General features: G+C 58.9%; 7 protein-coding genes and 1 pseudogene. 3 read left to right on the forward strand and 5 right to left on the reverse strand.

Going from position 1 to position 11,863, the window contains the following annotated elements:
• Nucleotides 1–3 precede the first annotated feature (3 nt).
• Nucleotides 4–547: pseudogene (locus ACZ5C3_RS19295) on the reverse strand (sigma-70 family RNA polymerase sigma factor).
• 206 nt (nucleotides 548–753) lie between these two features.
• Here ACZ5C3_RS19295 and ACZ5C3_RS19300 point away from each other — a divergent pair.
• On the forward strand, nucleotides 754–1,416 hold the full coding sequence (locus tag ACZ5C3_RS19300) for a hypothetical protein (protein WP_464032183.1): 663 nt from the start codon (nucleotides 754–756) through the stop codon (nucleotides 1,414–1,416).
• 177 nt (nucleotides 1,417–1,593) lie between these two features.
• On the forward strand, nucleotides 1,594–2,373 hold the full coding sequence (locus ACZ5C3_RS19305) for an enoyl-CoA hydratase (protein ID WP_464038379.1): 780 nt from the start codon (nucleotides 1,594–1,596) through the stop codon (nucleotides 2,371–2,373).
• Here ACZ5C3_RS19305 and ACZ5C3_RS19310 read toward each other — a convergent pair.
• Nucleotides 2,360–4,225: an acetyl-CoA hydrolase/transferase C-terminal domain-containing protein gene (locus tag ACZ5C3_RS19310; RefSeq protein WP_464032185.1), complete on the reverse strand. Its 1,866-nt coding sequence runs from the start codon at nucleotides 4,223–4,225 to the stop codon at nucleotides 2,360–2,362. The genes ACZ5C3_RS19305 and ACZ5C3_RS19310 overlap by 14 nt on opposite strands.
• A 262-nt stretch (nucleotides 4,226–4,487) precedes the next feature.
• On the opposite strand from ACZ5C3_RS19310, the gene ACZ5C3_RS19315 reads away from it, so the two are divergent.
• Nucleotides 4,488–5,891, forward strand: a complete 1,404-nt coding sequence (locus ACZ5C3_RS19315) for a TolC family outer membrane protein (protein WP_464032187.1) — start codon at nucleotides 4,488–4,490, stop codon at nucleotides 5,889–5,891.
• Nucleotides 5,892–5,896: 5 nt separating this feature from the next.
• Here ACZ5C3_RS19315 and ACZ5C3_RS19320 read toward each other — a convergent pair whose 3' ends face one another.
• From ACZ5C3_RS19320 to ACZ5C3_RS19330, 3 genes are all read right to left on the reverse strand, one after another.
• Complete coding sequence (locus tag ACZ5C3_RS19320) at nucleotides 5,897–9,016, reverse strand: efflux RND transporter permease subunit (protein ID WP_464044223.1); 3,120 nt, start codon at nucleotides 9,014–9,016, stop codon at nucleotides 5,897–5,899.
• Between the two features lie 55 nt (nucleotides 9,017–9,071).
• Entirely contained in the window at nucleotides 9,072–10,337 is a 1,266-nt protein-coding gene (locus tag ACZ5C3_RS19325) for an efflux RND transporter periplasmic adaptor subunit (RefSeq protein ID WP_464032189.1), read from the reverse strand.
• Nucleotides 10,338–10,433: 96 nt separating this feature from the next.
• A complete protein-coding gene (locus ACZ5C3_RS19330) occupies nucleotides 10,434–11,837 on the reverse strand; it encodes a CoA transferase (protein WP_464032190.1) in 1,404 nt (467 codons plus the stop codon).
• Nucleotides 11,838–11,863: the final 26 nt, after the last annotated feature.

An 11,863-nucleotide genomic window follows, 5' to 3' on the forward strand; every position in this document is an offset into this window, starting at 1 on the left:
TGATCAGTCTTTCCGCAATTTGTTTGCAAGGCCGGTCAACCCGCGATGCAATGCCACCCGAACCGCACCTTCAGTCATCGCGAGCTTCGTCGCCGTCTCCTTGATTGACGCACTGTCGACCGCGATCGACTGCAACACATCGCGCTGACGCTTCGGCAAGGTTTCGAGCTGAGCGGCAACCGTACCTGCCGGAACAGTTTCTTCAGCCGGCTCTCCAGGCAGCGTTTCCGAAAAGTCATCGATATTGACAAAGATGCGCCTGCCTCGACGGCGCAAGGCATCGATCAACTTATTGCGGGCAATGGCGAACACCCACGGCGCAAACGGGGCATTGGGATCCCACGTATGTCGTTTCAAATGCAGCGAATAAAATGTCCTGCACAATGTCCTCGGCTTGATCCCCAGGCTGCCCTGCCCGCGCCAACCCACGGCGCGTGGCTGCCCTTAGAACCGGTGCCACGGCCCTCAGAAGACGATCATATGCGGCATTGTCGCCCGCATTGGCCGCCTTCATCAGGTCGGTCCATTCGTTTTCCCGTCCGCCCACGCGGTCTCCTGTGAAGACATTTCGCTCCCGTTCCTAAAGTGTTACGGCGCAAAGCTGCAATCACGCGATCGTGAGGTCCAAAAATAGGAAAATAATCTCTGTCATTTTCAGGGCATAGGTCCAAAAATTCCCCTTTTTTGCCGTTCTGTGGCCACGGGGTCCCGTTCCTTTGTTAACCGGATGGGGGCAGGCAAGGGAGATTTGCCATGCCGATGAAGGATGTCCGGCTGGTGGCAACGATCGCTGCCGTCGGAATACTGGTTTGTTTTGCAACGCCCGAACAAACAGCCGCGGCACCCGCCAAATCAACGGCAAGCGCGGAAAAGCCGGTTGTGCTGTCGAAATTCAGTAAGCGCCGCGCGTACAGCGCGAAGAAATCGCGTTCGGCCCGTTACGCCAGAAAATCCTCATCCAAGTCAGTCGCCAAGACATCTGATGAGAACAAACCTGTCGTGCAAACAGCAGCAGCGGCCAAGACGGAACTACCGGCAGCAATAGCGAACGCCCATGCGGAAGCACTGAAACCACGAACGTTGGCGGAAGATGAGGCGAGAAACCTCGCCGCTCTCGATAGCACGGACAAGATTTCGACCGTCGACGGCGTGCAGATTGCAGCCGCGGATCAGCTGAACGATGTCGATCGAGCGTTGACGGAAGAAAGTACGCCTGCCCTCGTCGCTACGCCCGCCGCGGCGGAGCCCCTTCCCGCGAACAAGATTATTCGCGCGGTCCCGTCTGGGGAAATCCCGGTCGCCAAAAAAGCCGACGATAACGATCCGTGGAGCAAATCATCTCTCCTCGGCAAGCTTTTCATCGCCTTTGGCAGCCTCCTGACACTGGCCTCGGCCGCACGAATATTTATCGCCTGAAATCTCCCACACTCCCTGCTTGACTGACGCCGGCCGCTTCAGACCGGCGTTTTCTTTTGCCCGACAATGCTGATATTCGGGCCGGCCTGTGAACCGATCTTGCGGAGCTCTGCCTGAGCAGGCACAGTGAATGCAATGGATGATCAGACGTTACTTCAAAAATATACAGGGCAGACCATGGCGGCATTCGAGCACATCATCGTAGAGAACAAAGGCGCGGTTGGAATCATCCAGATCAATCGTCCGAAAATGCTCAATGCTTTGTCCTTTGGCGTCTTTGGCGAGATCGCCGCTGCAGTTGATGACTTAGAGGCCGATGACGCCATTGGCTGCATCATCGTCACCGGTAATGAAAAGGCGTTTGCTGCCGGAGCCGACATCAAGGAAATGCAGCCCAAGAAATTCATCGACATGTACAGTCAGGATTTCATGGACATTGGCGGCGATCGCGTCGCCACCTGCAAGAAGCCGACCATTGCAGCCGTCAGTGGTTACGCACTGGGCGGCGGCTGCGAACTTGCAATGATGTGCGACATCATCATTGCATCTGATACCGCCAAGTTCGGCCAACCGGAAATCACCCTGGGCACCATTCCGGGGCTCGGCGGGACCCAGCGCCTGACCCGCGCGGTCGGAAAATCCAAGGCGATGGACCTGTGTCTGACCGGCCGCATGATGGATGCCGCGGAAGCCGAGCGCTCCGGTTTGGTGAGTCGCATTTTTCCAGTCGACAAGCTGATGGAAGAAGCCCTGGCGATCGCGGAGAAGATCGCCGGAATGTCACAACCGGTCGCAGCGATGGCCAAGAATGCCGTCAACCGCGCGCTTGAAACGTCGTTGGCCGAGGGCATGAATCTGGAAGGCGACCTCTTCCACGCAACCTTTGCCCTTGAAGATCGCTCGGAAGGCATGGCCGCCTTCATTGAGAAGCGGAAACCGAACTTCAAGCACCGCTAAGTTTACTGCTGCGTTCAAGCGACGCGATGATGAGCGCACGATAGAGCCGGTCGGATAATGATTTCGGCCGGCCAAGTTGCAAACGCGACAAGCAATTCATCGTATTCAAATCCGGTTGGCCTGCAAGGACGCCCTTAACCGCCAGCCGGATCACATCCAGTGGATTGGCTGAGGCTTGTGCAAGAATTTGCAGAGCGGGAATCAGCCGCTGCTCGACATCGGTGAAATCGCTTCCGAAAGGAAATGCCGGCAACAATCCTGCGTCCCGCGCAGGCTTCAAGGCCTTGGCAATCCGGTCGGGATAATTCTCACGATGAGCGGACGGAATCTCATAGGCGTTGGAAAGTTTTCCAGCGTCTTTCGCCTGCCTCATCAATTCATCCTGAAAATGTGAGTCTGCGATCGAAAGCATTGCAGCGATCACGTCCGCATCGGAACGTCCCCGCAGATCGGCGACGCCGTACTCCGTAATCACAACATCGCGTAGATGGCGCGGGATTGTCGTGTGGCCGTACGACCAGCGGATATTCGACACGAGTTTTTTGCCCGAGCCGCGTGTGGCTTCGAGTGTCAATATCGACCGGGCATCTTCCAGCGCGAACGCCTGCGCCACAAAATTATATTGTCCGCCGACACCACTGACCACCTGACCATTGTCGAGACCGTCGGAGATCGCAGCGCCCAATAACGTCACCATCATCGCGTTGTTCACAAAGCGTGCATCAACGCGTGCGCGCCGCTTTTCGCTCTCGCTGCCGTAGATCTCGTTGGTGAACGACACCGGCATCATCTGGATGCGATCGAGCAGCTCAGGCGCCATCTCGCGCAATGCGCGGTAAAAGGATTTCGGACCGAGGAAGAACGCGGCGTGAAGCAGGACGCCGTCGACCTCCCGCTTGATAATGTCCGCATCAATCAAGGCGAGAAACGCCTCGAAGAACATTTCACTGACGCCGTAGAGACCAAACACAAACGGGCCGCGTTCCAACAAGGGACGATCCGGTGCAAGCCGCGACATGACATCTCGAAACGCCGCGTTGTTACGGTGACGAACGATCAGCCCCTGCGCTAGCGCGTCGCCGACCTGACCGATACCAATCTGTAACGTGCCACCATCCCGGATGAGACCAGCCGCATGGAGACCGATTGCATATTTTGCATCAGCGATCGGCTCGGACGGCGGTGCGAACAACGGAAAATCCGTCTCGGGACTATCGAGAACCGCGTGGAATTCATCAGCGGACAGATCACCCTCGCCGGGCATAAAAGGCAGTTCAGAATTCACCTGCCCTACGATCTTGAAGGTTGTACGGCCCTCCCCGCGGGCCTTCATGAAGTCCAGGGTGGTGTCGGTGTTTCCGCTGAGACTGTAACGCGTCTCGCCGTTGACGACGCGTTTGGCGACGAGCTGGGCGATCACATTGACGCCGCGTGTCAGCAGATAGGACGCCGCATGAGTGTAGTTCGCGGCGATGTAATGCTCTTGCGCATAGGAATTGCCGAGCCATTTGCCGGCAAGGAAGAAGAACTCGATGACCTCGATATTGGGCGGTAAAACCTTGGCGTGAAGCGCCTTGGCATAGTCGAGATCGGGATAGCCGCCGAACAAGCGCTCGATCACGGGCCCGATAAACCGCCGTTCCAAGTCGGTTGATGGGGTGGGCTTTTCCAGCGTCAGCGCCGTGAAGATCGAGAGGTGGATCGACGGGTCAGCGACCGCGCGTCTGAACAATGCATTGATGATGTGATTCGCCTTGCCCAGTCCAAGCGGCAGCCCGACCACCAATTTCGTCCCAACTTCGCGAATAATGTCATCCGCGATCGCTTCTAGATCGGAAAAAACTCTCGGCATACAGTTTCTGCTGAGTTATCGACACCGGCGGACGCCGAGGGAAAGCGCCTATCCCTGACATAGCGATAGGTGGCCCGCAATCCCATCACAGACCGTTGATCAGGCGGCCAAATGTAGCTTTTCAGGGGACAAAGGCGATCACATTGTCACAGCTTCGGAATTTCTTTGCCGGACGGTTTGCCCGGCGCACCGGCGCCCTCTAAACAGTGTACGGATGAGGACGGCACCCAAGCGGTGGCGCTCAAGGTTGTTGCAGGAAACGATGGTTCGGCGTGGTTCAGGGATCGGTCGCTTGCGGTGGCGCGTGCTGTGGTCCAGCGTCGCCTTTGGCGTTAGTTTTGCCGGTTCCGCCGAGGCCGAAAGCCTCAACGAGGCTCTCGTCAAAGCCTACCAATCCAATCCTCAGCTCAATGCTGCGCGGGCCCAGCAGCGCGCAACCGATGAAAATGTCCCGCAGGCGCTCGCTGGGTATCGGCCGCAAATCGTTGCAAGTCTCAGCGCCGGGTTACAGCCGGTCCGTAATCTGCTCGTCGACAACACGATCCAGACCGCCTCCCTGAAGCCTTGGACGATCGGCGTGACCGTCACGCAGAACCTCTTTAACGGCTTCAAGACCGCCAGCAGCGTCCGTGTTGCCGAGCTTCAGGTGCGCTCAGGCCGAGAGGCTTTGCGTAATACCGGCCAAGGCGTGCTGCTGGACGCCGTCACGGCCTATATGAACGTCATCGCCAATCAGGCCCTGGTCGAAGCCCAGCGCGGCAACGTCGCGTTCCTGCGCGAGACTGTCGGTATTACAAAAAAGCGCCTCGATGCCGGGGACGTCACGCCAACCGACACGGCACAGGCCGAAGCCCGGCTGAGCCGCGGTCTGGCCGATCTCAACGCCGCTGAAGTCGCGCTTGAGACCAGCCGTGCCGTCTACGCACAGGTGATCGGCAATATGCCCGGCAGCCTCGCGCCGGCTCAGACCGTCGACCGTTTCGTCCCGCGCGGCCAACAGGACGCCGTCGAGGCCTCGATCAAAGAAAATCCCGCGGTGATGGGCGCGACGTATGACGTCGATGTTGCGACCACGAACATTAGTGTTGCCGAAAGCAGCCTGCTGCCGCAGGTCAATGTGCAGGGCAACGTCAATCGCAGCTCCGACAGCGATCCTAACCTCGGTACCAAGCGGGCCGATCAGGCCTCCGTAATCGGCGCCCTCACCGTGCCGATCTATGACGGCGGCACGGCTGCCTCACAGACACGACAGGCAAAGGAAACAGCCGCCCAAAGCCGCCAGGTGCTGGAACAGGTCAGGAGTCAGACCCGAACGGCCGCGATCAGCGCCTGGATCAGCAGCGAAGGTACAAAGGTTGCGCTTTCCGCCGCCGAGGCCGAAGTGAAATCCGCGAACATTGCGCTTCAGGGCGTCCAGCGTGAAGCGCAGGCCGGTCAACGCACCACCATCGACGTCCTGAACTCACAACAGGATCTGACTTCCGCACGGACCCGCCAGATCGTGGCGCAGCGCGACCGTGTCATTGCATCTTATACATTGTTGAGCGCTATTGGCCGCCTCGACGTCCGCACCCTTGGCCTCAATACGCCGGATTATCTGCCTGAGGTTCACTATCACCAGGTGCGTGACGCCTGGCATGGTTTGCGAACACCGTCAGGCCAATAGGCCGTTCACCGCGTCCGGCGGGAGAAGACCGAGATCAGCACCGGCAGCGTGATCAAGATCACAAGCGGCGCTAGCGCCATGCCGGTCACCACAACTACAGCGAGCGGCTTCTGAACCTGCGATCCAATGCCGGTCGACATCGCGGCTGGCAGCAGGCCAATGCCGGCGACGGCGCAGGTCATCAACACCGGACGCAACTGCAATTCACCGGTGCGAATGGCCGCCCTCACACGATCCATCCCCTCGTCGATCAACTGATTGTACTGTGACAGGATGATGATGCCGTCCATCACGGCAATGCCGAACAGCGCGATAAATCCGATTGCCGCAGAGACGCTGAACGGGATGCCGCTGAACAGCAATCCGAGCACGCCGCCGAACACCGCCATTGGAATCACGCTCATTGCCAGCAGCGTGTCGACCATCGAACCGAAATTGAACCACAGCAACATGGCGATAAGGGCAAGGCTGATCGGAACGACAATCGACAAACGCCGGATCGCATCCTGCAGATTGCCGAACTCGCCCACCCACTCCATGTGCGAGCCCGGCGGAAGCTGCACCTGCTCCGCGACCTTGTCTTGCGCTTCCTGGATGGCGCTGCCGAGGTCTCGTTCACGCACCGAGAACTTGATCGGTAAGTAGCGCTCCTGCTGTTCGCGATAGATATACGCGGCACCGGAGACAAGATTGATCGACGCCACTTCGCTCAGCGGAATTTGCGTAATTCCGTTCGGCCCCTGCACGCCGATTCTGAGATTTTGGATCGCTTCCGCGCTCTTGCGATACTCCGGGGCTAGACGAACGATGATCGGAAAATGCCGGTCACTGCCTGGTTCATACAGGTCGCCTGCGGTATCCCCGCCGATCGCCACGCGGATCGTCGCATTAATGTCGCCTGGCGAAAGCCCATACCGCGCCGCCCGTGCCCGGTCGATGTCGATCTGGATCGTCGGCTGGCCCAGAGAGGTGAACACCGAAAGGTCAGTGATACCTTTCACCGTTGAAAGTACCGATTTGATTTTGTTCGCCGTATTCGTGAGTTCAACGAGATCGTTGCCGTAGAGCTTGATCGAGTTCTCACCCTTCACGCCCGAGACGGCTTCGGCGACGTTATCCTGCAGGTATTGCGAGAAGTTGAACTCAACACCGGGGAATTTGCTCTGCAACTGCGCCAGCAGCTCACTTGTCACCTCGTCTTTGTCATGAGAGCCAGGCCACTGGCTGACGGGCTTCAATGGCGCAAAGAATTCCGCATTGAACAAGCCAGCTGCATCAGTGCCGTCGTCCGGCCGGCCATGTTGCGACACCACCGATTCGACTTCCGGCCGTGAGCGGATGAGCTTTCGCATCTCGTTGACGTAGGAGTTGCCCTCCTCCAGCGAAATCGTCGGCGGCAAGGTCGCGCGAATCCAGAGATTGCCCTCTTCGAGCTTCGGCAGAAACTCAAGGCCCAGGAAACGGACCGCGATAAATGTGAGTACGACGAGGCCCACGGCCAGCGACATCACGACCCTGCGGCTGCCAACGGCCCAATTCAGTATCGGCATATAGATGCGATGCAGCCATTGCACGATCCGCGTCTCGGTTTCCTCCATATGGGCAGGAAGAATGATCGCGCTCAGCGCGGGCGTGACTGTAAATGTCGCCAGGAGACCACCAGCCAGGGCGTAAGCGTACGTCTTGGCCATCGGCCCAAAGATATGACCTTCCACGCCGCTCAGGGTGAACAGCGGCAGAAACGCCGCGATGATGATCGCCGCCGCAAAGAAGATCGACCGCGAAACGTCCGCTGCGGCGCTCAAAATCGCATGCTTCTTAATGCCCATGATGGTTTCGGGCGAGATTGCGGTCCGCTCTTCCAGCGACAACTCTGTTGTATGCGACAGGCGGCGGAAGATCGCCTCCACCATAATGACTGTGCCGTCCACGATCAGGCCGAAGTCGATGGCGCCGACGGAGAGCAGGTTTGCCGACTCTCCCCGCAACACCAGGATGATGACGGCAAAGAACAGCGCAAACGGAATTGTGGCGCCGACGATAACGGCGCTGCGCAGATCGCCGAGGAACAACCATTGCAGCAGCACGATCAACAGAATGCCGACAACCATGTTGTGCAGCACTGTGTGCGTGGTGGTGTCGATCAGGTCCTTGCGGTCATAGATGCGTTCAATCCGGACGCCGGGCGGCAGGATGGTCGACTTGTTGATCGATTTGACGAGTTCTTCCACGCGCGAAATCGTCGGTGCGCTCTGCTCGCCGCGGCGCATCAGCACGATGCCCTGCACGATGTCGTCGTCACTGTCCATGCCGGCAATGCCAAGGCGCGGCTTGGCGCCGATGGTGACATCGGCCACGTCTCTCACGAGAACGGGATTGCCCCCGCTCTGGGCGATCATGGTGGTCGCCAGATCGTCGACGGAACGGATCGACCCAACACCGCGCACCACCGCCGACTGCGCGCCGATGTTTACGGTGTTGCCACCGACATTGATATTCGAATTGCTGACCGCCTGAAGCAGTTGCGGCAGGGTCAAGCCGTAGGCAATCAGCTTGTTGAAATCGACCTGAAGCTCATAAGTCTTGGTCTTGCCGCCCCAACTGGTGACGTCGATGACGCCTGGTACGGCGCGGAATCGCCGCTGCAGCACCCAGTCCTGCAGTGTCTTGAGATCAAGGACGCTGTAGTTCGGCGGACCGACCAAGCGATAGCGATAAATTTCACCGATCGGGCTCAGCGGCGAAATCTGCGGTTGTACATTGCCTGGTAGGGGCGAGAGCTGCGACAGCCGATTGAGCACCTGCTGCAAAGCTTCTTCGTAGGTATAATCGAACGAGAACTGCAGTTTGACGTCGGAAAGGCCGTAGAGCGAAATCGTTCGGATGGTGCGCAGGTTCTTAAGACCCGCCACCTGAGTCTCGATCGGAATCGTGATGTAACGCTCGACTTCCTCCGCCGACAGGCCCGCGCTTTGCGTGACGATGTCGACCATCGGTGGCGTGGGATCAGGGTAAGCTTCGATGTTAAGCTGCTGGAAGGCAAAAACGCCACCAATCAGGACAACCACGAAGAGCGCCACCATGAGATAGCGGCGGTTGACGGCAAGAGCAACAAGGCGATCCATCGAGACCGGGTCTTTCAAAAAGAGCGAAATCTTTCAGGGAAAGACACGACTCGAACTAGGTTCCTGATGATGCGGCACGATCGATGAATAGACTACCCTTGGTCACGATCCGATCCCCAGGAGACAGATTGCCCTTCACTTCCACGAGATCGCCATTGGCCAAGCCGACCTTGATCTGGCGCAACTCAATGGATTTGTCGTCACGCGCAATCCAGACCCGCACTTGATCGCCTTCATAGATCAATGCCTGCTTCGGCACGCCAACGGCTGGACGATCACCGGCGGAGTAGATCGTAACGTTGGCAAACATCTCCGGCTTGAGCACTCCGCCGGGATTATCGATCGTGGCACGAACCATCAACCGGCGCGTCGAGGGGTCGATTGCAGCCGAGACGTAATTGATTCGCGCCGTCATGGTTTTGCCCGGGAGCGCGAGAACGCTGAAGCTCATCTCCTGCCCCACTTCGATAGCCGGAGCTTCGGTCTCCCGAACGAATGCGGTCAGCCACACGGTCGAGAGATCACCGATCACGAACACGGGATCGCTTGCGCCGGAATTCACGTATTGGCCGGGTCCAATCTTGCGTTGAACCACAGTGCCGGTAATCGGCGAATAGATCGTCGTTTCCGGATTGATCCGCCCTTTTTCCTGAAAGGCGGCAATAGCTTCATCAGTGAGACCGAGGAAGCGCAGGCGGTTGCGCGCAGCTTCGAGTGCGGTCTCCGATGAACGCATGTCGTTCTGGGCTGACACAAGCGCCGCCTGCGATTGCTGGTAATCCTTGAGCGGCGCGGCCTTGCCCTCGTAGAGGTCGTGCGCCCGCTTGTCCTGGATTTGCGCCAGCTCAAGCTGCGACTTTGCCTTGTTGAGGGCTGTCACCGCCGTGATGAAGTCGTTCTGAGCCTGTACAGTGTCAGCGGCCTCAATGACGAACAGAGGCTGCCCCTGCGTCACCCGATCGCCTGGCCGCGCCAACAGCTTCGTGACCCGGCCTGCGTACGGCGAAAACACCGGGGTCGAGCGGTCCTCATCGACCGCGATCTTGCCCTCGGTGGTGTGCTCGGCGCGGAATACATGCTCGCTGACCGGCTGGATGGTTAGGCTGGCGAGCTCAGTTGGCGTTGGGGTGTAGCGAAAAACACTTTTTCGCGACTGGCTCGAAATCTCGGAACTATCCTTCTCCGGAGCTTCCCCGCGCGTCAGACCAAAGGCGGCCACAGCGGCGAGCACCAGCAGCCCTGCACCAACAGCTAAACGCCGCCGGGCAAGGCCCTGAAATACGGCGGAAAAGCCGCTCAATCGGGAGTTGTCTTTGGTCATGCGAAATGTTTCCTGCGGCGGGCTGACGCAGCCAATGCGCTAATAGTGCTACTTTGTAGTTTAGGACAATCAAAAACGGCGAGATGGATATTATTTTCAGTTAATGTCGGCTTCTGGCCACGCCGTCGGGCTGGATCCTAGTTGCACTGCGGGACGGACCCATCTTGAAGGGGTCACCGAAAGCATTGCCGAATGACGAATGGCCCGTAGTTTCCCAAAGCCTGACGGGTTGTCTTCGAGAAATGGTTCAACCGCCTCGCTCCGGATATCGGCGTGGCCAAGTCCATCATCCAAACGGCCGAAATCCCAGAGCCATCGTCCCGTCTGGGCCAACGAGACCCTGACGTGCCAACTGCCGCCTTCGCGCGCCTGTCGCAGCCGCGCCATCATTGCCCCGAACGCCATCAGATAACCGGTCGCATGATCGAGAATCTGCATCGGCAACTCTTTGGGCCCCTCAATCCCGGCCGCCTGCCCTTCGGCATGATTGAAGCCGGTCGATGTCTGCACGAGTGAATCGAAGCCTCGGCGCCCCGCCCATGGACCGACATGACCATAGGCCGACAGCGACACATAGATAATGCCGGGGCTTATTCGCGCAGCCTCCTCTGGCGAAAACCCGAGGGCTGCGATCGATTGTGGTCGATAGCCTTGTGAGAAGATATCGGCTTTCGCCAACAGTTCGCGCAGCGTGTTGCGCCCCTCTTCCGTCTTGAGATCGGCGAAGCTGGACAGCTTGCCACGCCCGGTATCGATCACCAGCCACGGAATCGACGGGAGATTGGGCGAAGACATCAGCATGACGTCCGCGCCATGCGCCGCCCAGGTGCGGCCCGCAACAGGTCCCGCGATCACACGCGACAGATCAAGAAGGCGTAGTCCTGCCAGCGGGCGGTCTCCCGCCGACCAAGGTTTCGGCACCGCTTCCCCGATCTTCTCGATCGTGAGCAGCGGCAATTGCTCCAGCGCTTTGGCCTGCGGATGCGCGAGCCACTCGTCATGCGAACGCATCATCGAGACCACGCAGCCACCTGCATAGGCCTGCATTTCGAAGTCCCCGGCCTTCCACTGCATCAACGCGCGCTGCACGTCGTCGCGCTCCGGCTTGCAAGCAAGCACCTTGCAAATGTTGTCGCGATGATGGGGGAAATTTGTGTGGAGGCGCACGTAGCGGCCATCACCGGTTCTGTAGATGCCAGCGGTCGGGTCCCAGGCAGGCGGAGGCGGCTTGTCATCGACACGGAGATAACGCTCGCTGCGGCACTCCACAGCAGCATGCAGCATATCAACCGAGACTGCCTGCGCCTGACCGCTGCGGGCCTTCCAGATCTCGGCGGCAGCAAGGCCGGCTGCAGCAATCGTCACCTGCGCCGCCGCACCGACGCGAAATGATGATGGGAGTACAGGCTCCTGTCCGGTCAACGTGACGGCATCGAGTGCGGATCGATCACCTCCACCAAGCGTCCAAAGATCGGACAGAATATCGCGGGTCGATTGCATCGGCGTCTCCGGGAATAGACGCCGAA

The sequence above is a fragment of the Afipia dichlorophenoxyacetatis genome (assembly GCF_055386385.1).

Excerpts from the sequence above, each read along its gene's own strand:
- ACZ5C3_RS19300 (WP_464032183.1), top strand. The coding sequence starts at position 754 with ATGCCGATGAAGGATGTCCGGCTGGTGGCAACGATCGCTGCCGTCGGA.
- ACZ5C3_RS19305 (WP_464038379.1), top strand. The coding sequence starts at position 1,594 with ATGGCGGCATTCGAGCACATCATCGTAGAGAACAAAGGCGCGGTTGGA.
- ACZ5C3_RS19310 (WP_464032185.1), bottom strand. The coding sequence starts at position 4,225 with ATGCCGAGAGTTTTTTCCGATCTAGAAGCGATCGCGGATGACATTATT.
- ACZ5C3_RS19315 (WP_464032187.1), top strand. The coding sequence starts at position 4,488 with ATGGTTCGGCGTGGTTCAGGGATCGGTCGCTTGCGGTGGCGCGTGCTG.
- ACZ5C3_RS19320 (WP_464044223.1), bottom strand. The coding sequence starts at position 9,016 with ATGGATCGCCTTGTTGCTCTTGCCGTCAACCGCCGCTATCTCATGGTG.
- ACZ5C3_RS19325 (WP_464032189.1), bottom strand. The coding sequence starts at position 10,337 with ATGACCAAAGACAACTCCCGATTGAGCGGCTTTTCCGCCGTATTTCAG.
- ACZ5C3_RS19330 (WP_464032190.1), bottom strand. The coding sequence starts at position 11,837 with ATGCAATCGACCCGCGATATTCTGTCCGATCTTTGGACGCTTGGTGGA.